Annotated in this window: 23 protein-coding genes; 10 read left to right on the plus strand and 13 right to left on the minus strand. The window is 56.7% G+C overall.

What is annotated here, in order from left to right; genetic code table 11:
* Window positions 1-143 precede the first annotated feature (143 nt).
* The 3 genes from RBR60_RS12460 to RBR60_RS12470 all read right to left on the minus strand — a co-directional run bounded on the left by RBR60_RS12460 (window position 144) and on the right by RBR60_RS12470 (window position 6,013).
* A complete protein-coding gene (locus tag RBR60_RS12460; protein WP_320357253.1) occupies window positions 144-2,972 on the minus strand; it encodes a flagellar hook-basal body complex protein in 2,829 nt (942 codons plus the stop codon).
* Between the two features lie 64 nt (window positions 2,973-3,036).
* The gene (locus RBR60_RS12465; protein ID WP_320357255.1) at window positions 3,037-4,119 is read right to left on the minus strand and encodes a FlgD immunoglobulin-like domain containing protein; all 1,083 of its coding nucleotides are present in this window, start codon (window positions 4,117-4,119) and stop codon (window positions 3,037-3,039) included.
* A gap of 19 nt (window positions 4,120-4,138) precedes the next feature.
* Window positions 4,139-6,013, minus strand: coding sequence for a flagellar hook-length control protein FliK (locus tag RBR60_RS12470; RefSeq protein WP_320357257.1), 1,875 nt, complete (start codon window positions 6,011-6,013; stop codon window positions 4,139-4,141).
* 518 nt (window positions 6,014-6,531) lie between these two features.
* On the opposite strand from RBR60_RS12470, the gene RBR60_RS12475 reads away from it, so the two are divergent.
* From RBR60_RS12475 to RBR60_RS12490, 4 genes are all read left to right on the plus strand, one after another.
* Window positions 6,532-7,188 (plus strand): hypothetical protein, encoded by a 657-nt coding sequence (locus RBR60_RS12475; RefSeq protein WP_320357259.1) that lies wholly within the window; start codon window positions 6,532-6,534, stop codon window positions 7,186-7,188.
* A gap of 78 nt (window positions 7,189-7,266) precedes the next feature.
* Window positions 7,267-7,776, plus strand: coding sequence for a hypothetical protein (locus tag RBR60_RS12480; protein WP_320357261.1), 510 nt, complete (start codon window positions 7,267-7,269; stop codon window positions 7,774-7,776).
* Window positions 7,777-7,783: 7 nt separating this feature from the next.
* Window positions 7,784-8,998, plus strand: a complete 1,215-nt coding sequence (locus tag RBR60_RS12485) for a PKD domain-containing protein (RefSeq protein WP_320357263.1) — start codon at window positions 7,784-7,786, stop codon at window positions 8,996-8,998.
* A 9-nt stretch (window positions 8,999-9,007) separates the two neighbouring features.
* Window positions 9,008-11,818, plus strand: a complete 2,811-nt coding sequence (locus RBR60_RS12490; protein ID WP_320357265.1) for a choice-of-anchor U domain-containing protein — start codon at window positions 9,008-9,010, stop codon at window positions 11,816-11,818.
* Between the two features lie 14 nt (window positions 11,819-11,832).
* Here RBR60_RS12490 and RBR60_RS12495 read toward each other — a convergent pair whose 3' ends face one another.
* The 7 genes from RBR60_RS12495 to RBR60_RS12525 all read right to left on the minus strand — a co-directional run bounded on the left by RBR60_RS12495 (window position 11,833) and on the right by RBR60_RS12525 (window position 19,139).
* Complete coding sequence (locus tag RBR60_RS12495) at window positions 11,833-12,543, minus strand: ABC transporter ATP-binding protein (RefSeq protein WP_320357267.1); 711 nt, start codon at window positions 12,541-12,543, stop codon at window positions 11,833-11,835.
* Window positions 12,537-13,343: an ABC transporter ATP-binding protein gene (locus RBR60_RS12500; protein ID WP_320357269.1), complete on the minus strand. Its 807-nt coding sequence runs from the start codon at window positions 13,341-13,343 to the stop codon at window positions 12,537-12,539. Before RBR60_RS12500 ends, RBR60_RS12495 begins: the two co-directional genes overlap by 7 nt.
* On the minus strand, window positions 13,340-14,296 hold the full coding sequence (locus RBR60_RS12505) for a branched-chain amino acid ABC transporter permease (RefSeq protein ID WP_320357272.1): 957 nt from the start codon (window positions 14,294-14,296) through the stop codon (window positions 13,340-13,342). Before RBR60_RS12505 ends, RBR60_RS12500 begins: the two co-directional genes overlap by 4 nt.
* On the minus strand, window positions 14,293-15,198 hold the full coding sequence (locus tag RBR60_RS12510) for a branched-chain amino acid ABC transporter permease (protein WP_320357275.1): 906 nt from the start codon (window positions 15,196-15,198) through the stop codon (window positions 14,293-14,295). Before RBR60_RS12510 ends, RBR60_RS12505 begins: the two co-directional genes overlap by 4 nt.
* A gap of 160 nt (window positions 15,199-15,358) precedes the next feature.
* A complete protein-coding gene (locus tag RBR60_RS12515; protein ID WP_320357277.1) occupies window positions 15,359-16,477 on the minus strand; it encodes a branched-chain amino acid ABC transporter substrate-binding protein in 1,119 nt (372 codons plus the stop codon).
* 227 nt (window positions 16,478-16,704) lie between these two features.
* On the minus strand, window positions 16,705-18,129 hold the full coding sequence (ahcY, locus tag RBR60_RS12520) for an adenosylhomocysteinase (protein WP_320357279.1): 1,425 nt from the start codon (window positions 18,127-18,129) through the stop codon (window positions 16,705-16,707).
* 77 nt (window positions 18,130-18,206) lie between these two features.
* Entirely contained in the window at window positions 18,207-19,139 is a 933-nt protein-coding gene (locus RBR60_RS12525; protein WP_320357282.1) for a metalloregulator ArsR/SmtB family transcription factor, read from the minus strand.
* A gap of 194 nt (window positions 19,140-19,333) precedes the next feature.
* On the opposite strand from RBR60_RS12525, the gene RBR60_RS12530 reads away from it, so the two are divergent.
* The 6 genes from RBR60_RS12530 (at window position 19,334) to RBR60_RS12555 (ending at window position 23,658) form a co-directional block, all read left to right on the plus strand.
* A complete protein-coding gene (locus RBR60_RS12530; protein ID WP_320357284.1) occupies window positions 19,334-19,648 on the plus strand; it encodes an Hpt domain-containing protein in 315 nt (104 codons plus the stop codon).
* Window positions 19,649-19,661: 13 nt separating this feature from the next.
* Complete coding sequence (locus tag RBR60_RS12535) at window positions 19,662-20,807, plus strand: fused response regulator/phosphatase (protein WP_320357286.1); 1,146 nt, start codon at window positions 19,662-19,664, stop codon at window positions 20,805-20,807.
* 64 nt (window positions 20,808-20,871) lie between these two features.
* The gene (locus tag RBR60_RS12540) at window positions 20,872-21,300 is read left to right on the plus strand and encodes an ATP-binding protein (RefSeq protein WP_320357288.1); all 429 of its coding nucleotides are present in this window, start codon (window positions 20,872-20,874) and stop codon (window positions 21,298-21,300) included.
* Between the two features lie 130 nt (window positions 21,301-21,430).
* On the plus strand, window positions 21,431-22,177 hold the full coding sequence (locus tag RBR60_RS12545) for a class I SAM-dependent methyltransferase (RefSeq protein WP_320357290.1): 747 nt from the start codon (window positions 21,431-21,433) through the stop codon (window positions 22,175-22,177).
* 11 nt (window positions 22,178-22,188) lie between these two features.
* A complete protein-coding gene (locus tag RBR60_RS12550; RefSeq protein ID WP_320357292.1) occupies window positions 22,189-23,073 on the plus strand; it encodes a UbiA-like polyprenyltransferase in 885 nt (294 codons plus the stop codon).
* Window positions 23,074-23,658 carry a flavin prenyltransferase UbiX gene (locus RBR60_RS12555; protein WP_320357294.1) on the plus strand — a complete coding sequence of 195 codons (585 nt, stop codon included), beginning with the start codon at window positions 23,074-23,076 and terminating at the stop codon, window positions 23,656-23,658.
* Between the two features lie 24 nt (window positions 23,659-23,682).
* On the opposite strand, the gene RBR60_RS12560 is transcribed toward RBR60_RS12555, so the two are convergent.
* The 3 genes from RBR60_RS12560 to RBR60_RS12570 all read right to left on the minus strand — a co-directional run.
* On the minus strand, window positions 23,683-24,441 hold the full coding sequence (locus tag RBR60_RS12560; RefSeq protein ID WP_320357295.1) for a hypothetical protein: 759 nt from the start codon (window positions 24,439-24,441) through the stop codon (window positions 23,683-23,685).
* 192 nt (window positions 24,442-24,633) lie between these two features.
* Window positions 24,634-25,107, minus strand: a complete 474-nt coding sequence (locus tag RBR60_RS12565) for a YaiI/YqxD family protein (protein ID WP_320357297.1) — start codon at window positions 25,105-25,107, stop codon at window positions 24,634-24,636.
* 169 nt (window positions 25,108-25,276) lie between these two features.
* The coding region (locus tag RBR60_RS12570; RefSeq protein ID WP_320357300.1) for a TolC family protein at window positions 25,277-25,684 on the minus strand (408 nt) is incomplete at its 5' end.

The raw sequence follows: 25,684 nt of genomic DNA on the forward strand, positions 1-25,684 counted from the left end.
CCACGGCCTCTGTTCTTCTCGCATACCGTAAAGACTGCTGTTTCTATACCACTGCCTTCCTCCCAAAAGCAATCCGGCCCTCTCCCTGATGAAAGGGGAAAGGGCCGGATTCTGAACCATGACCGTATACGAGACGCGAAAGATCAGCGCTTCATCTGAATCACGACTTCCAGCATGGTATCCACCGTGGAAACGGTTTTGGAGTTCGCCTGGAATCCCCTCTGGGTGGTGATCATCTTCACAAATTCATCTCCGATATCCACGTTGCTCATCTCAAGGGAGTTGGGAGAAAGCCTGCCCAAACCATTGGATCCCGGCCTTCCCGTGATGGCGGAACCGCTTTCCCGGGTTGCCCGGTAGAGGTTGCCCCCTTCCTTGTAAAGCCCCTGGTTGTTGAGGAACTTGGCAAGTGCCACCCGGTACAGGGGAATGGTCTGGCCGTTGGAGTAGACCCCGGTCAGCACCCCTTCGCCGGAAACTTCCACACCTTCGAGATCCCCTGCGCCATAGCCATCGGAGGTCTGATACGTGGTGGAGGAAGAGCGGGCATACTGGGTGGTGGTCAAAGACCCATTGATGAAATTCACACCATTAAAAACCGTGCCTATGTCAAAGGCGATCTTCTGCTTGGTGGTGGTGAACTTTCCATCGGAAGCCAGCTGACCGGCACTGCCCAGAAAATCCGCCGTGAACTCAAAGTAGCCGGCCTTGTTCATATCGCTGGTATTGAGACCTCTCCAGGATGTGCCGCCCTCGATATCAAAGGTAATGGTACTGTTTTCCACATTGGCTCCGGAACGCATGGATTCCGTGAAGCTGAACACAATGTCTTCCTTGTCATTTTCTCCGCCTGACCCGTCGAGATCGATGTACACCTTGTCCTTATCCCCACGAATCACGGCATTGGGATAATCCTTGGGCGTTGTTCTCGGATCAATGTCAAAGACAAAGGCATCCCCTGCTGCTGCGGCACCAAGACCCGCTCCGAAGTCCCAGGTCACATCCGGCCCCCCTGTTCCGTCAAAGTTGATGGCAAAGGAATCCGCACTGATGCTGGTGATCACCGCATTGGGATACTGCAAGGGCGGCGCAGGATCCACGTTAAAGGTCAGGGTGCTGCCCACACCCGTGGTGCTGAGGGCCGTATTGAAGGCAAAGGTTAAGTCTGCGGTTCCATCCCCGTTCATATCCACATGCACCGCACTGTTGCTGCTGGTGGGCAGAATGACAGGGGTGAGTCCTCCCGCATTGGTGATGGTCCAGCCATTCACACCGCCAGCGCCGGTGCCATCATAGTCCAGCACCAGATTCCCCACGGAGGCATTGGTCAGCACCAGAGGATTGTTCACCGTCATCACCGTATTGGTCCGGGTGATCTGGCCGGTTCCGCCCAGGAAGGTGGCGTTGCGGTCCGTGGGCATATTCCAGTCCCAGGCCGTACCGTTCCAGCGCACGTTCAGGTCCTCCACATACTGGGTCAGGGCAGCGGCATTGCTCACCGTGCGGGTGGTGGTGGCCGCACTGGCTCCATTCAGCCCCGTATAATCTTCGCCGGTCACGTTCTGCAGGCTGGGGTTACTCATGTACCAACGCTCCCTTTGGGCATCCCAGACAAGGCTGATGCCTTCAGCATCCCGGATCATCACACTGGGGTCGTTGATGGTAAGCGTGGTGTTGTCATTGCCTGTATCTCCGCTGTAGGTAAGGCCGGCAAGGTTCTGCACATGGATGCCCGTGGGGTCGTTGATGTCAAACTGCAGGGCGTCCGTGGCCACAGCCGTGGTATCGAGACGGATCACGATATCGGGCTCGGGAAAGGGATCCAGAGGATCGGGATCCAGTGCAATCTCAATGCGTTTTCCATCGGAATAGAGAATCTGGGCATTGGGATAATTGGCGGGCTTGTCCGCTGCGGAAATGATGCCGTCCGGAGGCGCGCCATAGGGATCATCCGGATTCAGCCCAAGGCCCGGGTTTAAGGGATCAATGTAATTGGGCCCCGCACTGTCCTTGAAATTCCAGACATTGCCGTCAAATTCAAAATTGAAATCAAAACCGTCCATGGCCATTTTTTCCGTGGAGTTGATCACAAAATGAATGCCATCATATTTGTTCACACCCTGGGAGCGCACATTCCCGATCCGACCCGTGAATTCCTCCATGGTCACATTGGCAATGGATCCGTCGGACTCGTTGAACAAAATGGTGCCCCGGGCGAGAAGCCCTTTGGCCTCTGTTCCCTGGACCCCCACCCGCTTATCTTCCGCAGGGTTCATCGTGATGATGTATTCCCACTCCGATCCGGATTTCTTATCATAATAAATGGTGATGTCGTGGGTGCTTCCCAGGGCGTCATAGGCCTTTACCGTGGTCTGGTACTGGTAGTTGTTGGGAGAAAGGGGAGGATCATCCGAAGCCTTCCAGGCATTGGCCAGCACCACGGACTGACTCAGGGCATCCGCGTCCAGGTTGGTAATGGCCGTCACCTTGGAAGTCTGCTTGGGCGGTGAGGTAAAAGACTGGAGAATGATGTTGGTCATAGCACCCAGATCATTGCCCGTATCCGGATCCAGCTTCCAGCCCTGCACAATATACCCTTCGGGGTTGATAAGCTTGCCGTCCTTGTCAAAGTTGAAGTTGCCGGCACGGGTATAGTATTCCTGGCTGCTGGAAGGGTGACGCACCACAAAAAAGCCGTTTCCGCCTATGGAAAGGTCCGTGGCATTGCCCGTGGATTCAAAGGAGCCCTGGAGAAAACGGTTATCCACACTTCCGATGGCCATACCGCGACCCATCTGAGAAGAACCGGACTGGGTGGCGACGGTCTGATTGAGAAGGTCTGCAAAGGTATAACGGCTTCCCTTGAAACCCACGGTATTCACGTTGGAAATGTTATCACCGATGACCTGCATGGCATTGCCCATGTTGGTGAGCCCGCTGGTTCCGGTGTAGAGTGAGCTGGTGAGGGACATAGGGCACCTCCGGATAAAAAAACGTTAAGGCAAAAAACTGCGCTTCAGCACCAATGCAATCTGCTTATCCCACACTCCGGACAGCACCCGAAGAAACCAGATATCCATCCATGTTCAGGTAGGGCGTTCCGTTTCTGTATACAAGGCCGGTCACCTCGCCTGAAACACGGGTATCCGCCACAGCGCCCTTGGTCAGCACGCGGTAGGAATACACGCCCGCTTCCACGGTGATTCCGAGGGAGTTCTTGCCATCCCAGGAAATGGCGTGGTTTTCTCCTGCGGACTTGGTTCCCTCGTACAGGGACTTCACAAGCTTTCCATCCTTGTCATAAATTTCCACCAGCACTTCATCCGCGCGATCCAGGGTGTAGCCCGGCGTATTCCCGAGAATCGTACCGTCAAAATCAATGACTGCGGTTTCCGCCAGCACATCCCTGCCAATGAACTCCATGGGACTCACCACAGGGCCTGTGCTGCCTTTTTCCCAGACCTTGATCAGGCTTTCCGGATCCACAAAGGTACCCTGCACCTGAAGATAGGCCTTGCCATTGGCGTACAGGATGCCGTCCACCGTACCTTCCACCGTAGTCTGCACCCGGCTGAGACCCCCAGGCCCCAGGGCAATGACATCAAAACGGTAGGAACCATCCGCCACCTGCTGGTCTGCGGAATTCCGGGCATCCCAGGAAATGGGGTAGGAACCCGCCTCCTGCTGCCCCAGGGAAAGACTTCTCACCAGTGTGCCGCTTTCATTGTAGATATTCACCGTAACCGCAGCGCCCTCCTCCAGGGTATAGAAACCACCCACGGCTTTACCGCTGGAAACCTCAATGGAATCGATTTCCGCCAGCACCTCTTTGCCCATATAGGCTTCAAGATCCTTGGAAGATCCCGTCTGAAGGGCCGCCAGAATGGATTCCAGGGCTTTATTCGTATTAAAGGTGGCCTCCAGCTGGGAAAACTGGGCCAGCTGGGCGGTAAAATCCGTTCCCTCCATGGGGTTCAGGGGATCCTGATGCTGGAGCTGGGTTACCAGCATGGTGAGAAAGGCTTCCCTGCCCAAGGGATCCTTTTTCTCATCCTCCTTGGACTTATAACTCGCCGCCACCTTTGCCAGCGCCGCATTGGTGCTTGTCGTTGTTACCATGGTTTCCACCCCTTTCCCCTCAGGCCACAAGATTCAGGCTTGAATTGCTGCGAATATCTGAGCGCACAACGGAAAGACCCTGTTTTTTTTCAGATTCTGTCACCCCGGACAGACGTCCTTCCTCCTTCTGCCTCGGTTTGCGGGCTTCCCGCTCCCGTTCCTTTTCCCGGAAAAGGGCGGTGTCAAAATCCGGCGCCACGCTGACTTCCATACGCTCCACCCGTATGCCCTGCTCCTGCATCTGCGCTTTCAGATCCGCGATCTGGGAGTTGAGCATTTCCTGGGTTCCTTTACGCTCCGCCAGAATGCGGATATTCACCCCTCCGGCAACACTTTCAATGCGCAGATGCAGACGCCCCAGGTTTTCAGGCTTCAGCTGAAAACTCACCTCATTCTGGCCCTCGCTTACGGCCTGGGCCATTTTACGCCCCACCTGATCCATCACATAGGCAGGCGGCGGAGGCGCTGGGGCAGAACGGCTGGCAATCCCTTCACTGCCCCGGCCGCTGTGAAGAGGCGTCGCGCCCACAACCTGGCGTTCTCCTTCGGTCTCCCTTTTTTCAGAGGCCAGAGAAAAGGCCGATTCCCTTCCCCGTGAATCCAAATGCCCCCCCTCTTTTCCGCCTTCACCGGAAAAATTTTCCGTCAAGCCGGAAAAGACCCTTTCATCCCCTTCCCTGTCCATGGAATACGTCTCTTCCCCCACAGGATTCTGCGAAGATAAAAAGGCTTTGGGATTTTCCCTTGCCATCTCAAAGGCATGGGAAGCAGGCTCAGCCCCTTTTCTTCCCGCATCCGAGGCCAGCATCAGAGCCTCCTCATCCGAAGGTGTTTCGGAACCCTCGGAAACAAGGGCTTTCATGATTGGGGTCTCATCCGCCCTTTCCTTTGCAAAAACCCGTTCCCGCTCCCAGGCAGCGCTCTTTTTTTCCCGTTTATCTTCCGGATTGTCCGCGCCCCGGACGCCCTTGCCCAGGCTGGCTTCTCTCGATTCCGTCACACCCACAGGGCTGGATCCAGGCTGGATCTCCCGCAGAAAGCCTGCACTCATCTCTTGCCCGGGCAGACGGAATTCAGGATTTTCCCTCCCCAGAACTTCTCCGAAGTTCCGCTCCTTCATGGCCGAAAGCACCGCTCGTTCCAGCATCCGGGCCGTATCATGGGAAAATCCCGTCTTCTCCCCCGCCTGATCCGCCCCCAGGCTCCGCAGTCCCTCCAGCAGATCATCCAGAACGCCGATGGCGTGATCCCGGCCTACGCCTCCTTCACCGGCCAGCACAGTCCCCTGGGTCAGATCCTCCCGCAGCAGGGCCCACTCCCGCCCCAGCCGCTCCAGGGAAAAGCCCTGACCTTCGGTCATGGCACGGTTCAGAAGGGCATGAATGCGCTCTTCCGGAATCCCCATATCCTTCAGCAGGGTAAATACAAAAGGAAAGGCCCCCATGGAAAGGAGGGCATTGCCTTCTTCCGTTTCCATCTCTGCATTTTCCGCCAGGCCCTGAAGCGTATCCAGAAGTTCTCCCAGAGAAAGCCTTTCCCCCTTTGCCGCATCCAAAGCCTCCAAAAGGGAATTTTTTGCCCCATCCTGCACGCCGCTGCCCTGAATCATCTGACGCAGCACATCAAGGACCGAAGCTTCCGCAGGCATATCCTGGCGCCCCATGGCGGAAAAGGCCCGCCACTGCGCCCGCATCCTTTCAAGAACATGCTCCAGAGACAGGATCGGGTCTTCCTTCTGCTGCCATGCGCCTGCCTTTGTGCTTACAGCGCCTGCCCGGCCCATGGCCCGGTCCAGAAATCCCCCAAAGGTTCCGGAAGCCTCCCCCGCAGCCTTGCGGGTTCCGGAGGCCTTTGCCGTTTCCACAGGCATCATGGGCATGGCTGACAGCATCATGGGGATATCCTTTCATTCAGAGGGCAAAAACGGAACACAGGCTCTGTTCTGATCCCATACAACACACCTGCTCGGGTGTATTAGCAAGCCACATGCCAGGGTTCACCAAAAAGAAAAATCATAAAAAAGCTTATTTTTCAATAACATATAAAAAGGTGTCCTGCCCATACCCAGGCCTGCGCATACGGGAATTTTTTTCCACAGGGAAAAACTTTCCCCCAAAGCCCGGTAAAAAGTCCTTCCTGAATATTCCCCATCTTTGCACCTTCCCAGGCCCCAGAACGACACCCCAAAGCCCGGTAAAAAGTCCTTCCTGAATATTCCCCATCTTTGCACCTTCCCAGGCCCCAGAACGACACCCCAAAGCCCCAGCCAGAAAACCTCTCCAATGCATGATTCATGGCACAAATCATGCATTGTTTTGTGCCAGACAGAACCCTGCGCCTGAAACCAGGCAGGGCATGCCGATTTTTTCGTACCAACCGTTTTATCCATCTCACTTAAAGGAGAGGCGGACCATGACATCTTATCTTTCCTTTCATACCCAGGGACGGTGGCTTCTCGCGCTCCTTTTCCTTGCAGCCCTTTTCACCGCAGGCTGCGGCATAACCCGGCATCAGGTGGTCAAACACCAGGAACCCCGGACGAGTCGCCACAACTTCATCCCCGGCCTTGAGCCCGAAGAAGCCGCCAACAGCATTCAGGTGGCGGTTCTGGGAAAGGGACTTGCACCGGAAACAGGATCTCCCCAGCAGCGCAGGCTTATGGCCGAGCGGGCAGCGGTTATTGACGGCTACCGTCAACTTTCCGAACGCCTGGCCGGAACCATTATTCAGGTTTACAGCGAGGTGGGGAAAAGCACCGTGAACCGGGATCTTGTGATCAGCGAGACCAACGCCTATCTCCGGGGCGCAAGAAACTATGAGCTGAGCTATGAGGATGGAGTGGCCACCACCCGCGTGGTGGTCTTCATCAGCCCCAGAGAACTGAAATTCTACCACGGGTCCGAACTCTCGAGACTGCTCATGGGCGCTCTGGCGGGGGCATCCTTAGGCGCTGTGGCGGGTGGAGCTGCGGGAGTCCTTACCAACTCCACGGATGCGGTCATCTATCAGACCATGGGCACGGCAGCCGCAGCAGGGGCTGCGGGTGGAGCCCTTTTGTCCACCCAGTAGTGGATTCCTTTAAACCCAAAAAAAAGCCCCCCAAGGAAAGCTTTTTTCCCCTTAAAGAGCAGGCAGAAGGAAAATCCCATGCGCGCTGCCACCATGATTTTCACAGGCATCACAGCCCTTGCAGCAGGGGCCATGGTCTATGTTCTGGATCGGCCCGTGGGAATTTTCTCTTTCTTTGAAAAAGGATATGCGGGTGTTACCTTCGGCCCTGCGGGGGACTGGCTGCCCGACGCCCTTCATCCCTTTGCCATGGCCCTGATCTGTGCGGGTACCGCAGGGGGGAAGCCGAAAAGCCTTCGCTTCTGGGCTGTTTTCTGGGGATGTGTGGGGCTTTGGATGGAGGCGGGGCAATACTACGGTGAAAGGGCTGCAAGCCTTCTGCCCCCGGCCTTTCACAGCATGCCTTTTTTACACAGAATCGGAGACTACTTCATCCACGGAACCTTTGATCCCATGGATGTGATGGGCATTGTACTGGGAAGTGCTGCGGCCTTTTCCCTTTCTTTTTATAAAACGCCTTTAAAAATGCCGCAGAAAACCAGAATTTCCGCTTTTATGGCCCCATACGGACAATCCCTGAAAAGGTGAGGCGATCATGCAGACCATCAAAGAACCTTTCCGCTCCTTTCTTCTTCTCTTCCTTGTCGCCTTAGGCTTTTTCCTCATTGTGGCCACAGGGGATTCCAGTAACAAATCCGCTCCCGGAACGCCCCCTCAGATCCGTATTCTCAGCCCCGAGAACGGCGCGGCCTTTGACCGGAACAACACCATCAGCTTTGTATCCCAGATCACCGGTTCGGCGGACAGCCTGCAGTGGTCCTCCACGCGGGATGGGGTTCTCGGCACCCAAAGCACATTCACCCGGAACAACCTCAGCGCAGGCAGTCACACCATCACCCTGGTGGCGGGCAATGTCCATGGGGCCAACAGTGCCAGCGTGGATATCACCGTGGCAGAGACCACCCCACCTTCCACGGATCCTCCCCAGATCACCCTTGTCAGCCCGGAAACGGACGCAGTTTTTGAAAAAAAAGACCTTGTCACCTTTGTAGCCCAGGTTACGGACGTCAATGAGGGCATTCTCTCAGGCACGGCCCTGAAATGGTATTCTTCCAGGGAAGACTACCTGGGATTCGGCACAACCCTTCACGTCAATTTCGTTCAGACCGGAACACACACCATCACCCTGGTGGCCAAAAACAATCTTGGCGTCACCAACAGCGCCAGTATCAGAATCGCCATCAACCCCGAAGGCAACACGCCTCCGGATATCACCATTGTGCAGCCCATGGACGGCGCAAAATTCCGCACAGGTGAACTCGTGACCTTTCACGGAGAAGCCACGGACAAGGAAGAAGGCACGCTTACGGGAAATAAGCTGACCTGGACCTCCAGCAAGGATAAACAGATCGGCACAGGCAACAGCTTTTCCAGAGATGACCTTTCCAAGGGAACCCACACCATCACACTTGAAGCAAAAGATTCCCATGGTATCCCAGGCGTCCCCGCCCAGATCACCATCCATGTTGACAATACCCCGCCTGTGGCTCGCATTGACCATCCCGCCACAGGGTACACGGCCACAGTCAATACGCCGGTTCTTTTCATCGGCAGCGCCCATGACGAGGAAGACGGCCTGCTTCCCGACGAAAAGCTCCAGTGGGTTTCCAGCAGAGACGGCAACCTCGGATACGGCGCCACCTTTACCAAAAACAACCTCAGTGTCGGCGCCCACACCATCACCCTCATCGCCACGGACAAGGACGGGGGCAGGGATATCCAGTCCATCACCCTCACCATCACACCTTAGGAGCATACCATGGGCCGCCTTTTTACCTTCTTTCTCTTTCTGGCTCTGGCCTTTGCTGGAACCATCGCCCTGGCCTCTCCGCCTGCGGTGAGCATTGATCTGCCTGCAAACGCCACCACCGTGGCCGTGGGAGATTATGTCACCTTCGCAGGAAGCGCCACCCCCGCACCCGGCCGGACCATTACCGAATACACCTGGACCTCCAGCAAGGATGGCGTCCTCTCCCAGCAGGCCACCTTTGGCCTCAGCACACTCAGTACGGGCCTGCACACCATCACCCTCATTGTCCAGGATGATGCGGGGTTTACCGGCAACACCGCCATCCAGCTGACGGTCCGCAACGAAGCCCCCATCGTAACCATCCTCACCCCCGCATCCGGAGATGCTTTCAACTACGGGCAGCACATTCTTTTCCGCGGTCAGGCCACGGATCCCGAGGAAGGACGACTGACAGGCGACAAACTGGTATGGACATCCACCCTTAACGGCGAGCTGGGTCGGGGTGAACAACTTTCCCTCAACACCCTCTTTCCCGGAGACCACACCATCACCCTCACGGCAACGGACAGCCATGGCCTTTCCAACATCGCCTCCCTGGGCATCACCATCCGCAATGAACCGCCCACAGCCATCATCGTGCGGCCCCAGGATGGCGATTCCTTCACCACCAACCAGCACATTCGCTTTGAAGGACGGGGAGAAGACCCTGAGGATGGCGTCATCACCAACGACACCCTGCGCTGGGTTTCTGACCGCAACGGCTTTCTGGGCAACGGCCCCACCCTGGACGTGAATACCCTCCTCCCCGGCCCTCACCAGATTTCCCTCACCGTAACGGATAAAAACGGCCTTACCAGCCCTGCGGTTCTCATTCGCATCACCCTGACCAATTCGGCCCCAAAGGCCACCATCCTGTCTCCGCCGGACAACAGCATCTTCCTTGAGGGCGAAACCATCACCCTCAGCGGCACAGGCATTGATCCTGAAGACGGCGTTCTCACAGGAAGCAGCCTGACCTGGACTTCCGACAGGGACGGGATTCTGGGAACGGGATCGGAGCTGAGAAATCTCGCCTTAAGCTCAGGCCAGCATACCATCACCCTCATGGTCAGGGATAAGGATGGGGAAACGGACAGCACTTTCATCCGCCTTGTGGCAGGCAACCATCCGCCTGTGGCCGAAATTCTGAGCCCAAAGGACGGCACGCACTTCATGACCCATGAAATGATTGAGTTTCAGGGAAAGGCCACGGACAAGGAAGATGGCCTTCTCTCGGGCAATGCCCTGGTCTGGGTCTCCACCCGGGACGGAGAAATCGGCAGGGGCGCGCTCTTTTCAAAAAACACCCTCAGCCCCGGTCGCCATGATATCCGCCTGACGGCCACAGACAGCAAAGGCGCAAGCCATACGGTTCAGATTTCCATCACCTGCGGCAACACGGCTCCGGAAACGCCCGTCATTCATCGCCCCCTGGACGGAGAGACCTTTCACAGGGGAACGGAAATCACCTTCCACGGCAGCGCAACGGACGCCGAAGACGGTGACCTCACCGGCAAGGCCCTTTCCTGGGAAAGCAACAATGCGGGCAAGCTGACTCCGCTTGGGACAGGCAACGCCTTTTCCCTGCAAAACCTTGCCAGCGGCGAACACCGCATCACCCTCACAGCAAAGGACAGCGCCGGAGCTTCCAGCCAGAGCAGCGTCACCATCACGGTCAGTGCAATGGCTTTCGATTCACCCTATCCCCAGCTTTCCACAGGCGCTTCAACCCCTGTCCTCCTCCAAGGCGGCACGGGCCCCTACAGGGTATCCAATCGTTACCCCCAGTTCCTTGCCTTCACCATCACTGCCGAGACCCTGAATTCCCTTTCTTTACGTCTCACAGGTCTTCTTTCCGGCAAAACGGAACTCACCATCACAGACAGCGCCAGCAACGCCATCACCCTGCCCGTTCTCATCCATGCACCGGATTCCCCGCCGCCCACAGCCAAGGCCAGAGCCCTACCCGCCAATGCCTTTTCCGGCGAACGGGTCCGGCTTTCCGCCGACAGATTCGATAATATCAAAGAATACACCTGGACCCAGACTCAAGGACCGCCGGTCTATCTTTTCCCCGAAGAAGGCCCGGACACCCATTTTCTTGCTCCCCGGGTATCCATGAATACCCGGCTGGGCTTCCGTCTGCGGGTTAAAAACACTCAGGATGTGGAAAACCATTATCTCATGGGCGTCACCATCAGCCCCAGCGGCGTTTCCATGGAAGGCCTCCCCGAAGATGCCCTTCCCATCAAAACCTTCAACGGCTCCCCTGTGGCCATTAAGCAAAGCCCAGGGCTCATGACCTTCTCCGCTGTGGATCCCGCCACCATCGGCGACCCTGTGGGCCGACCGGCCCTGCTTCCCTATGGTCTTTTGGATATGGCCATGGAAGTTGACCAGGGAGAAACGGCCCGCTTCATCCTCTACCTTCCCCAGGCCGCACCCCAGGGCAGTGTATGGATGAAATACCACCCCCAGCAGGGCTGGGTGGATTTTGACCGCAATACTCTCTCCAGAGGTTTCGGGGATGGGGCGGTATTCAATGCCGCAAGGGACCAGGTGTTTCTTTATGTGACAGACAACGGGCCCTGGGATACGGATCCCAGGGCAGGAGTGGTGCGGGATCCTTCGGGGCTTGCCCTTCCTGTCCCCTCTGTTCCCATACCGGACAGTGAAAACGGATCACCCGAAGACCCCGGCAATCCTCCGGCCACAGAAAAGCCCGTACCCACGCCCCAGTCCGGAGGCGGGTCGGGCTGTTTCATCCGTTCCCTGCTCTAAAGTGCGTCAGAACACTATCCATGCCCCCCGAGGTAGGCCGAATGCACCTCGGGATTGGCGAGAAGGTTTTGGGCCGTATCCGCCAGCACCACCCGGCCCACCTCCATGACATAGCCCCTGTGCGCAAGACGCAGGGCTGCTCTGGCATTCTGCTCCACCAGCACCACGGTGACCCCGCTTTCGTTGATCTGGCGGATGGTTTCAAAGATGGCCTTGATGATGAGGGGGGCAAGGCCCAGGGAGGGTTCATCCAGAAGAAGCAGACGGGGATGGGCCATGAGGGCCCGGCCGATGGCCAGCATCTGCTGCTCACCGCCGGAAAGGGTTCCGGCCAGCTGTTTGCGTCTTTCCTTTAAAATGGGAAAAAGGGTGAAAATCCACTCCTTTGTTTCCCCATCCCTCTCCTTGTCCTTGCTGGTGAAGGCCCCAAGACGTAAGTTTTCTTCCACGGTGAGGGTACCGAACACCCGGCGGCCTTCGGGTACCTGGGCGATCCCCATTTCCACGATGCGGTGGGCAGGAAGGGTGTGCAGGGGCTTACCTTCAAAGAGAATCCCGCCGGATGCGGGTTTCACAAGCCCGCTGATGGCCATGAGGGTGGTGGATTTCCCCGCACCGTTGGCCCCTAAGATACTGACGATCTCCCCTTCGGAAACCTTCATGTCAATGCCGTGCAGGGCCTCCACATTGCCGTATTTCACCACAAGATTTTCAAGGCTCAGCATGGACTTTCTCCGTCTCCGTTCCGGATTTCCTCACATTCCTCTTCCTCAACGCCGAGATAGGCCTCAATCACCCTGGGATTGTTTTTTACCTCCTCAGGGCCGCCTTCGGCGATTTTTGTGCCGTACTCAATGACCACAAGCTTTTCACAGGCCCGCATCACAAGGCCCATGTCATGCTCAATGAGGAGTACGGTGATGCCCATTTTCCCGATTTCCCGGATCAGGGTGAGCAGCTCCGCCGTTTCCTGATCGTTCATGCCCCCTGCGGGTTCATCGAGAATAAGAAGCTCAGGACCGCTGGCGAGTGCCCGGGCAATCTCCAAAAGCCGCTGCTTGCCATAGGAAAGGTTTGAGGCCAAAAGCCCCGCCTGTTCCCAGAGTCCCACAAACTCCAGCATCTTCCGGGCCGTTTCCAGGGCCTGTTTTTCCTCCCTCTTCTGTCCGGGTGTCCGAAGCATGGAGGCGAAAATGCCGGACTTCATGCGGCAGTGACAGCCCGCCAGCACATTCTCCACCACGGGCATGTTCTGGAAAAGGCGGATGCTCTGAAAGGTGCGGGCAATGCCCATCTCGACAATCTTATGGGGTTTTTTACCCCTGATGGAAACCCCGTTAAAACGGATATCCCCGGAATCCGGGGTATAGTTGCCCGTAATGAGGTTGAACACCGTGGTTTTCCCCGCTCCGTTGGGACCGATGAGCCCCACCACGGAACCTGCTTCCACGGAAAAACTCACCCGGTTCACCGCCGTGAGGCCGCCGAAGGTTTTCACCACCTTCTCAAGGCTCAGAAGACTCATGCAAGGCCTCCCCGCTTCCGGACCACACCGGCGTACTTACGCACAAGGGGCGGCAGCAGCCCCTTGTTGCGGAAAATCATCATGAGTACCATGGCCGCACCGAAAAAAAGCATACGGGCATCGGCAAAGTTCCTGAAGATCTCCGGAAGCCCCACCAGCAGAAACGCCCCCAGAATAACACCGGGGATGCTGCCCGCCCCCCCGAGAATCACGATGGCAAAAACCAGAACCGATTCCCAGAAGTTAAAGGAGCCCGGCGAGATGGTGCTCATCTTGGCGGCAAAAAGGGTGCCTGCCATGCCCGCCCATACGGCACCGATGACAAAGGCCGCAAGCTTGTAATAGGCCGTGGGAATGCCTGAGCCTTCGGCTGCGGTGTCGTCTTCCTTGATGTAGTTGAGGGCGCGCCCGAACCGGGACTGCTCCAGGCGGTAGAAAAACCAGATGGTGAGCAGGAGGAAACCGCCGATGAGATAGTAAAACTGCCAGGGCCTGCGGATGCGGATATCAAAAAACTCGGGCCTTGGAATGCCAAAAATCCCGTTGGAACCGCCGGTTAAGCCAAAAACATCATTTTCCAGGGCAATGCGCACAATCTCGCCCACACCAATGGTGACAATGGCGAGATAATCCCCCCGCAGGTGGATGATGGGACGGGCCACGATGAGGGCAAAAAGCCCTGCCGCAAGACCTGAAAGGGGCATGGCCCAGAGGATGGGGACATTGTAGCGGGTGGCGAGAATGGCCGCTGTGTAGGCTCCCACCGCGTAATAGGCCGCATGCCCGAGGTTGAAAAGACCCGTGTGCCCCACAATCCAGTTGAGACTCAAACCCAAAATGGCATAGAGCCAGATGTCGTTTAAAACCCCAATCCAGTAGGGGTTGTCAAACAGCACGGGAAAGCAGGCAAAAAAGGCCAGAAGAATACTTAAGATCACATGTTTCTGATTCATAGCTTGTCCGCCACACGTTCTCCCAGAATGCCCCGGGGACGCACCAGAAGAATGAGGATGAGCACGGCAAAGGCGATGGCGTCCTTCCATGCGGTGGAGATATAGGCCGCTCCCATGGCTTCCAAAACACCAAGGAGAAGCCCACCCAGCATGGCACCTGGAATGTTGCCGATGCCGCCGATGATGGCTGCGGTAAAGGCCTTGAGGCCAAAGACCCAGCCCATGGTGAAGTTGATCTGACCGTAATAGATGCCCACCATGACCCCTGCGGCAGCGCCCAAGGCCGGGCCGATGAGAAAGACGATCTGGATCACCCGGTCCACATTGATGCCCATAAGCCGGGCCGCATCCTGATCAATGGCCGCCGCCCGTATGGCCGTACCCATGCGGGTTTTCTGCACGAAAAAGAAAAGCCCTGCCATCATGAGAATGGAAACGAGAAAGAGCAGGATGCGCAGAAGGGGAATGTCAACGCCTAAGATGGAAATGGGCATGTTGGGCAGGATGCCATGGGGATAGACCTGAAAACGCGCCCCGTACACCAGCATGATGGCATTCTGGAGAAAAATGGACGCTCCCAGGGCGGAAACAATGGCCGAAAGCCTCGGAGAAGAGCGCAGGGGCCGGTAGGCCGCCCGTTCCAGCAGAACCCCCACCAGGGCCACAAGGCCCATGACGAGAAGGATCAGCACCAAAACCCCCAGAAAAGGCCCCAGAAGCTCCGTAAAGGCAAAGACCCCCAGAAAGGTCAGCCCCAGGTAGGCGCCCATGGTGAAAAGCTCGCCATGGGCAAAGTTCATGAGCTTCATCACCCCGTACACCATGGTGTACCCCAGGGCCACCAGGGCATAAATGCCGCCCACGGCCAGACCGTTAAACAACTGCTGCAAGAAAAAATCCATGGTTCTCTTCCCGGAAAAAAACATTCTGAAAAACGCGGGAGGACCTTACCGCAGACAAAGGACGAACACCGTATGAAACGGACATGCAAGAGCCGCCTCCCTTGGCAGAAAGCGGCCCGGCATACCTCATAAGACACCCGTCCGACGACCCTTTTCCTTATCAGGGCATCAGAACAAAGGCTCCTTCACTGCTGACCTGATAGACCCGGTACACGTCACCGATGCGGTCGCCTGCGCTGTTAAAGGAAATGGTTCCCGTAAGGGCGGGCATATCCTTAAGCTTTGTGTGCATGTAGGCCGCCACATCCTTGGTTTTGGTGGAACCGGAACCTTCAATGGATTTCACGATGGTGGTGAAGGCATCCCCTGCCAGAACGGCCCAGATGGAGCCCGGCAGTTTGCCGTACTTTTTCTGGAAAGCATCCAGGAAAGCTTTGGCTTCTGGCGTGGGCAGATCCTGGGGAACCGGAGGGCTTAAGAAGTAAAACCCTGCTGCCGCCTGCTTACCTGCAATGTCCACCAGGTCGGGATTGTTGGTGGCATCCCCGCCCATCATGGGAACATCCCAGCCCATTTCCATTTTCTGGCGAAGGAGAAGCCCGGCTTCGGGATAATAGCCTGTGAAGAGGATCACATCGGGGCTGGCGGCCCGCATACGGGTGAGGATGGTGTTGAAGTCCCGCTCGCCGGGGGTCAGGGCGTCAAAAAAGACAATCTTGGCTTCTGTCAGTTCACCGATGAATTTTCTCGCATCATCGGCAAGGCCCTTGGCGTAGGAGGTATTGTCATGGAGTACGGCAATTTTGGAAAAGCCCATGCTCTTCAGGGCCTTGGCCGCCACGGTGGCCTGCTCATCGTTTTTGGGGCAGGTGCGGAAAAAATAGGGCAGGCCCTTTTCCGTCAGACGGTTGGAAGTGGCGCCATTGGCCACCTGGATGATTTCAAAATCATCATAGATGTTCTGGGCGGCTTCGGCCACGGAAGAGCCATAGGTACCGATGACCGCCACCACCTTGCGGGTGGCAAGCTTCTGGGCCGCCAGGGCCGCAGCACGGGGGTCACCTGCATCATCCTCCACCACGATCTCTACTTTCTTACCGAGAACGCCGCCCTTGGCATTCACCTCGTCGGCCATGAGGGTGACAATGTCCCGCATGTCCTGTCCTTCACTGGCCCAGGAACCGGTCATGGGGGCCATGAGACCAATGCGGATGGTCTGGGCAAAGGCCGGAACCGTCAATAAGGACAAACCTGCCAAGAGACACAGAATTTTTTTCATGTCTTCCTCCCTGCTGCGTTAAGGATATCCAGAAAATCAATGGATACAGTGAATTTTTTCCTTTAGCAGAGGGGTGCAAGCCCTGTCAATTGCTTTGTTTGCAAGATGTTTGCAAGTATCCCTTTGATTTTCATGCCCTTTTGCTGCGCTGCACCCTCAAGGGGGAGGGCCCTGACAAAAAATCAGGGCCTGAAAAAGGCGTCCTTCCAGGAAGGACGCCTTTCGTATCAGTAGCGGTAATGTTCCGGCTTGAAGGGACCTTCCGGGGAAATTCCCAGGTAAGCCGACTGCTCCGGCGTCAGCCGCGTGAGCCGTACACCCAGACGGCCGAGATGCAGGCGCGCCACTTCCTCATCCAGGGTTTTGGGCAGGGTATAAACCTGTTTTTCATGGGGCTGGGTGGCCAGAGCAATCTGGGCCAGGGTCTGGTTGGTAAAGGAGTTGCTCATGACAAAGCTCGGGTGCCCCGTGGCGCAGCCAAGATTCACAAGCCTGCCTTCGGCCAGCACGATGATGGAACGTCCGGACTTCAAAGTCCATTTGTCCACCTGGGGCTTGATGTTGAGCTTTCTGCATTCCGGCGTGTTTTCGAGGTAGGCCATGTCGATCTCATTGTCAAAATGGCCGATGTTGCAGACAATGGCCTCGTTTTTCATGGCTTCCATATGGCTGGCCGTAATGACATGGTAGTTGCCCGTGGCGGTGACAAAAATATCCCCCAGAGGGGCGGCCTCTTCCATGGTCAGCACTTCAAAGCCCTCCATGGCCGCCTGCAGGGCGCAGATGGGATCAATCTCCGTCACCATCACCCGGGCTCCGAAACCCTTCATGGAACGGGCGCAGCCCTTGCCCACATCCCCGTATCCGCAGACCACCACCACCTTGCCTGCGATCATCACATCCGTGGCCCGCTTGATGCCGTCCGCCAGAGATTCCTGGCAGCCGTAAAGGTTGTCAAACTTGCTCTTGGTCACGGAATCGTTCACGTTGATGGCGGGAAAGAGCAGCTCCCCTTTTTTCTGAAGCTGATAAAGACGGCCCACGCCCGTGGTGGTTTCTTCGGATACGCCCCGGATCTTTGCCGCCATGCGGGTCCACTGGCCAGGATCCCTTTCATAGGCGAGCCGCAGGCGGTCGAAAAGGCATTTTTCTTCAAGAGAGCCCGGTGTCCGGTTGAGAAGGGAAGGATCCTTTTCCACACGCACGCCCTCATGGATGAGCAGGGTGGCGTCTCCGCCGTCATCCACAATGAGGTCCGGGCCGGAGCCGTCGGGCCAGAGGAGGGCCATCTCCGTACACCACCAGTATTCCTCCAGGGTTTCACCCTTCCAGGCAAAAACCGCTGCAGAATCTGCCGCAGCAATGGCTGCCGCCGCATGATCCTGGGTGGAAAAGATGTTGCAGGAAGCCCAGCGGATATCCGCGCCTAAGGTTTTTAAGGTTTCAATGAGCATGGCCGTCTGGATGGTCATGTGCAGAGAGCCTGTGACCTTGAGACCTGCCAGGGGCTTTTCCTTTCCGTATTTTTCACGGGCCGCCATGAGGCCGGGCATCTCGTTTTCCGCAAGCTGCATTTCCTTACGGCCAAAATCCGCCAACGCCATATCCGCAACCTTGTAGCCAAGGCTCAAATCCAGGGCTGGAATTGTCATGGGAATTCTCCTTCTTTTTTATGGTTGAATCCTTCAGATACAAAAAATTTTCTTAAGCCGAGCCCCAAGACCCCCCTTTAAGCCTCCATGCGCACACAGCGATAGAGGTTCAGGTTGAGATTCAGATCCTCGGCCGAAGGCAGAGCAAAGGTTTCCACAGAATCCAGCTGAAAACCCGCAGCATCCAGAAAGCGGGCAATGGTCTCTTTGGGAAAACCCAGCCAGCGGTCTCCGAAACGCTCCCGCAGGTACTCGTTTTCGTGTTTATCAAAATCTGCAATGAGCAGAAGCCCGCCAGGGCGGAGAATGCGAGCCGCATCCCGGATGCCGCCTTCGGGGTCGGGCAGATGGTGGAGGGCCAGGGAAATCACCGCCAGGTCCGCCACATGATCCGCCACGGGCAGATGCTCAATGGCCCCCAGGCGCAGATCTGCGTTAAGCCCTTCCTTTTCACAGCGTCTTTTGGCTTCGGCCAGCATTTCCGTGGAATAATCCACGCCAATGACCTTACCCGCCTGACGGGCCAGTCCCCGGAGCAGCTCCCCTGTGCCGCAGCCGAGATCCACAGCCAGATCCGGTCTTCCAGCGGCAGCCAGCAGGGTTCCATTCAGATCAAAGCCCCCCAGAATTTCCCGGCGCAGACAATCCCAGTCCGTGGCAATGGCGTCAAAAAAGCGGGAGGTGCTTTTACGCCGGGCTTCCAGCACTTCCGCCGCACGTCTGCGGTCTGCGGCAAGTTCCGCCTCCTTTTCCAGCCACTCCCGCACCGAAGCCACAAAGCGCTTTCCGCCGCCCTCCGCGGGTACTCCGTAGAAGGCCCAGACCCCGTCCCTGCGGCAGGACAAAAGGCCCGCATCGGTCATGATTTTGAGGTGCCGGGAAATGCGGGACTGCCCCATGCCCATGACAGCCACAATCTCATTGACACTGAGTTCATGACGGTCCAGGATGTGGAGGAGGCGGATTCGGGTGGGATCGGACAAAGCCTTGCAGAATATTAAAATATCCATATTCCTTGATATATCCTCCAAACAAACCGGAAGGTCAAGCTTTTTATGGCCCCGGCTCCATGCATTGCACAAAGCTGCGGCCGCAACAAGCGCCTTTACGCTTGCAGCACACCCCCCTGCAAGGTAAAGTATTCAAAAATAACCTGCCCCTGCCCTGTCCTTACCCTTCTACCCCATGTCACCCAGGAGCACCCATGACAGACCTTAAGGTTCTTGCCGAACAGCTCGGACTGGATATGGCGGACTTCATCGAGCTGACCCAGCTTTTTGTGGACACCACACAAAAAGACATCGATCGGATGGAAAAATCCCTTCAGGACAACGATGCCCCCCTCACCCAGGAGGTTGTCCACGCCATCAAGGGGGCTGCGGGCAATCTCGGGTTCACGGCCATCTACACCATGACCCTGGTTGCGGAAAAAAAAGCAGCGGCTGGGGATCTCGCAAGTCTCCGCTCCCTTCCAACGGCCCTGAAAAGGGAGTTGGAGGCCCTCCGCCATGCCCTCTGATACGGAGCCTCTTATGCCAGATCTGCAGGATGTGCAAGCCACAGAGCCCAAAGGCCTCACCCTCCTTGTGGTGGACGACAGCCCCATCAATGTCCGGCTGCTGGCAACGGCCCTTTCCAAGGAAGGCTATGAGGTTCTCACTGCGGAAAACGGTCCCCTGGCCCGGGAGCTGGCCCTGAAGCACAGACCGAATCTCATCCTCCTTGACATCATGATGCCAGGGGAAGACGGCTTCACTGTGATCCGCTTTCTCAAAAAGCACACGGCCACCGCCTCCATCCCTGTCATCTTTCTCACAGGCGTCAGCGAGATCGAATCCAAGATCGAGGGCTTTGACTTAGGTGCTGTGGATTATGTCATCAAACCCTTCCATCCCATGGAAGTGCTGGCCAGGGTGCGGCTGCACCTTAAGCTTTCCATTGCCACCAACTCCCTCATTGCCAGTCAGGCCCAGAAGCTCCGGCAGATCCGCAAAGCCCAGACCTCCCTTCTCGTCACACCGGAAACCCTGCCCGAAGCCCGATTCGGAACCTTCTACGAATCCCTGCAGGAAGCGGGGGGGGATTTTTATGACGTGATTTCCATATGTAAGGACATCCATGGGTATTTTGTGGCGGATTTTTCCGGCCACGACATCAGCACAGGCTACCTCACCTCCGCCATCAAGGCCCTGCTGAAGCAGAACTGCACCCCCATCTACCAGCCCGGGGAAAGCATGAAGCTCATCAATGACGTTCTTGTGGAAATCCTTCCTGAAGGCAAATACCTCACCGCCGCCTATGCCCATCTCAACCGCAAGACCCTGAAACTCACCCTGGTCAATGCAGGACATCCTCCGGCGGTCTATGTTCCCGTTGATGGCCCTGCACGGCTCATCCGCATGGACGGCGACATTCTGGGCATCTTCCGGGATGTGATCTTTGAAGCCCGGACCCTTTCCGTAAAGCCCGGAGATCGCATTTACCTCTATTCCGACGGTCTTGTGGAAAGCGGGCTGGACCGCTCCGTGTGGCCTCAGGCCGCAGAACGCATGATCAGCGCCTGTGAGGCGGTCCGCCGCCAACCCATCCAGGCGGCTCCCCTGCGGATCCGGAACATCCTGCTCCCGCCGGAAGTCCCTGTTGAAGATGATATTGTGATTCTCAGCATCGAAATCTGATGACCGGAGCATCCAGAAGGAAACCTGAAATCGCTTTTCCCTTATCCTGATGGAGTCTTACGCCATGAGCCAAAGCCCTTTTGTCGTAGAAAGCACCACAGGTGGCATCATCATCCGCATGGCTTCCAACATGGAAAACATTGACCGGGCCAGCAGCGAAACCCAGGCCTTTCTCCGCAGCCATGGGCTGGGATCCTTAAGTTTTGCCATCTGCCTTGGCATGCGCGAAGCCCTGACCAATGCCGTACGCCACGGCAATGCCGGACGTCCCCAGGCCACGGTCACCTACACCATCCATCTCACCCAAACCCGCATCACCCTGGAAATAATAGATGAAGGCCCGGGATTCAACTGGCGCACCGCCAGAAAACGACGCAGCAACGCTGAAAACGGCCGGGGTATCCATATCATGAAAAGCTATTTCAATACCTTTTATTACAATGACAAGGGTAACCACCTCACCCTGGAAAAGGACCTGCCCCCACCTCCCTGACCCCATACCCTGGAAGCCCCACTTTTCCCCCTTTCCCCGGTTTAAGCCTTTTTCCTTGCACAGCGTCCTGAAATTGCCTAAAAATCCCCCCATGGGACATGTTTTCGACCAAAAAGACACCGAAGCGTACGTGAAATGGCGACAGCGCTGCACCCTGACCCCCGCAGCCGCCATGGAAACCCAGATCCTCTTTGATCTGCTGCGCCCCCATCCCGGAGAATCCATCCTGGATATCGGCTGCGGCATCGGAGAAATCATGGAGCGCTGTATCGCCATGGGTCTGGATACGGCGGGCATTGATCCCTCTCCCTTCATGCTGGATCGCGCCCTGGAGCGTCTGGGCCACAAGGCCAGCCTCTTCCGGGGTTATGCCGAAGATCTGCCCTTTGACGACAACTCCTTCAACCACGCCTGCCTTTTCACCACCCTCGAATTTGTGGCAGACCCACGCAAAACCCTGGAAGAAGCCTTCCGCGTGGCCAAAGACCGCGTTTTCATTGGCGTTCTCAACCGCTATGCCATCAAAGGCCTGCAACGCCGCATCCAGGGCCTCTTCGGCCGGGGCGTTTACGCCAAGGCCCGCTTTTTTTCCCTCTGGGAAATCAAAACCATGGTAAGGGAACTTGTGGGAGATGTGCCCATTGACTGGCGCTCGGTCTGTCTTTTCCCCGAACCCAATAACATGGGCTGTTCCCTTGAACACTGGCCCCTGGCCCAACGCGTGCCCTTTGGCACCTTTGTGGCCATGGTCGTCACCCTGAAACCGAGATTCCGGGTACGGCCCCTGGCCCTGCCCTACCCTTCGGGTTCCCGGTATAAGGAAAGCCTCACAGGCTTTGCCGCAGACTCCGGAAAACCCTTTGGGAAGGAATCCTGAAAAGAGGACGCATGCCCGCCCTGCACAAAGCCATTGCCACCACCCTGACCTATGGTCGGATGATCAAATTCTCCCATTCTGTCTTTGCCCTGCCCTTCGTGCTCGCAGCCCTTGCCCTTGCAAGCCAGGAGATCCCCATGGAATGGGAGCCCATGGTTTTCATTCTGATTGCCGTGGTGGCAGCCCGGACTGCGGCCATGGGCTTTAACCGCATTGCCGATGCCTCCATGGATGCCCAGAATCCAAGAACCGCCCTGCGGGAAATCCCTGCGGGAAAAATATCTTCCAGAGCGGCCCTTCTTCTTGTTCTTCTTTCAAGCCTCATTTTTGTGGCTTCGGCCATGGCCTTAAGTCCTCTGTGCGGCAAACTGGCCCTTCCCGTGCTTTTCTTTCTCTTCGGGTATTCCTACACCAAACGCTTTACCCTTTTCTGCCATTTTTATCTGGGTCTTGCCATTGCCCTGGCTCCCGCCGCAGCCTGGGTGGCCCTCACCGGAACTCTGGATCCGAAAATCCTGCTCCTTTCCGCAGTTCTCTTCACCCACATTGCAGGCTTTGACATCCTTTACGCCTGCCAGGATGCGGATTTTGACCAAAAAGCAGGCCTCCACTCCATACCCGCAAAACTTGGAATCCCAAAAGCCCTTTTCCTTGCCAGAGCCACCCACACGGCCTGCGGCCTTTTCATCTTCTCCCTGTATCCGGCCTTTAACCTCGGTCCCGTATTTCTCGGATTCGCCCTCCTCCTCTGCGGCCTTCTCATTCTGGAACACCGCATGGTCAAGGAAGACGACCTGTCCGGCATTCCCATGGCCTTTTTCCATGTGAACAGTGTCATCAGCCTGCTGCTCTTTCTCGGTATTGTTCTGGATCTCTGGACGGCAAAGGGGTTTTAGATGCGTTTTGTCCTGGCCATTACCGGCGCTTCCGGCGTTATCTATGGCGTCCGCACCCTGGAATGCCTGCTGAACAAGGGAGCGGAAGTCCACCTTGTGATCTCCGATTCCGGGAAATCCGTGCTCCGCCATGAGATGGGCTCGGAAAACCCCCTCCACCTTCTGGATATGCGTGGTCACGCCAAAGATACCCGTAAACTCTTCATCCATGCACAAAACGATTTTTTCACCCCGCCCGCATCCGGCTCCTTTTCCCATCAGGGCATGGCCATTGTTCCCTGTGCCATGCGCAGCATCGGTAACCTCGCCGCAGGCATCGGCGACAATCTCATCCACAGGGCAGCGGACGTAAGTCTCAAAGAAAAAAGGCCCCTCATCCTGGTTCCCAGGGAAGCGCCCTTCAATGCCATCCATCTTGAAAATCTTCTGACCCTGCACAGGGCTGGGGCCACCATCCTGCCCGCAAGCCCCGCATTCTACCACCACCCCCAAAGCGTGGAAGCCCTTGTGGATACTACGGTGGCCCGCATCCTCGACCACCTGGGCTGCCCCCAGGATCTGGTTCCCCCCTGGCAGCAGCCCTGACCGCTTCAGGAGCCACCTTTCTTCTCAGACCGCCTCCACCCTGTCTCCCATAACCTGAAAAAGACGCCGCCCCAGGCGCTCTTCCGCATCCAGATTGATCTCACCCAGCGCTTCGCTTAGCCCATATCCTTCCTGCAGACAGAAAACCTCCGCCCGATCCACGGAAAGGGGCGCCTCCCTTTCTAAGAAATCCCGTATCCGAAGCATGGAAGACGAAAGGATTCCACAAGAGACATCCCCTTCCTTCTGAACGGAAGTTTCCTGCAGAAAAGAAGCTTCCAGATCTTCTGTATCTCCCGGTGCGGAGAAAACGGAAAGCTCTTTTGTGCATCCTGCGCCCTCTTCCTTTCTTTCCCCAGCATCCATATCCGAAAGCCAGGGCCCCGCATCTATCCCAGCCCCCCCTCCCTCGGCCTTGGAATCCTCTGAAAATGGGAAAGATTGCCCCTCCGCCTCCAGGGTGGGGGATGGGGCAGCCTGCCCTTCCCCCATCTCTTCTTCCCCTGAGGCTCGCCTGCGTATGCGAGCCCGCTCCGCCTCGGAAAGGCCCTCTTCCTGCATCCGCAGAAAATCCGCCCGGAGCCGGTTCCGTTTTTTTCTGTAAACGCCCTGCATGTAGGGCAAGCCCAGAAGCAACCAGAGGGCTGCGGCAAAGAGCAGAAAAATCTGAAGGGCCATCAGCGCCGAATAACCAAAGGACCAGATATTGAACACAAGGGCCATGCCCAGCCCAACAAAGGCAGCGGGATAGGACAGGTACCAGGGAAAGGCAGGATTGGGCATGAAAATCTCCTCTTCAGAAGGTACAAAGAAAGACGGTGGAATCCTTTTTCTGTACGCCAGGAAAGCCCCCCTTGTATACACAAAACATCCCGAATCATTCACTGCTTATCTTTTTACCGGAACAAAAAAGCCCCGCAGCATAGAGACCTCCACCTGAAATCCCTCTGGATCTGAACTGAAGCCACAAAGGTTTCAGGTCTTAACGCATTCAGAGGGATTCTCCCGTCGGATGGCCTGGATCGCCTCATCCAGTTTCTGGAGAAAACGGGATCTCTCCTTAGGTCCCATGGGCTTCGGTCCGCCCGTGATTTCTCCTGCTCCCCGCAGTTCCGCAAGGAGGTTGCGACTGGCCACCACATCCCCGATATTGCTCTCCGTAAAGGGTTTTCCACCCGGACCAAGGACAGAGGCCTTTTTTGCAACACAGCGGCTGGCAAGAAGCACATCCGCAGTCACAAGGATGTCAAAGGCTTCAATATTTTCGACAATCCAGTCGTCCGCCGCATCAAAACGTCCCCCCACCACCTGAAGGCGTATCCCCTTTTCATGGGGAATCCGCATGGCCGCATTGGCGACAAGGGTCACCCCAAGACCGTAGCGGCGAGCAACGCGGTAGATCTCTTCTTTTACCGGACAGGCGTCGGCATCCACAAAGATATGCAGCACGTAAAACCTCTTATTTTCTTAAAGAGTGGGCATGCTTTTTCTGCATGGCAGAATACATAAGGCCCGGCGGGATTGGCCGGGCCTTTTCAGGTTTCCATGAAAAAAGAAAATCCACAGGACTGCACCCCAAAAATGAAAAGGGACCGAAAGTCGGGAATGTTTCAGGGTATCAGAGGGGCCTGTCCAGATCCGCCACCAGATGCCGGATGCGTAAGGCCGTTTCCAGATATCCCGTCCGGGCCACAATCCGGTTGGCCTGGGCCCTCGACAGGTAGGCAATGGCATCCAGAAGATCCGTTGCCGTACTCACCCCCTCCCGGTAGCTGTACTCCGTTACCCGCTGATGCTCCTCCGCCTCGGCAAGGCCTGCTTCCGCCACCTTCAGGTTATCTTCCGCCACCCGCGCATCCAGAAGAAGATTCTGAAGCTGCACATCAAGATCCGCCAGAACCTCCTGGCGCTCATGGTCCAGACGACTCACCGCCATCCGGTTGCGGGCCAACACAGCGGGCTTTTTCAGACCGTCAAACAGGTTGACGGACAAAGAGAGGGTCAGCCGGGTCTCATCCTTCACCTG

This window comes from Desulfobotulus sp., assembly GCF_034006065.1.
Lineage (GTDB): Bacteria > Desulfobacterota > Desulfobacteria > Desulfobacterales > ASO4-4 > Desulfobotulus.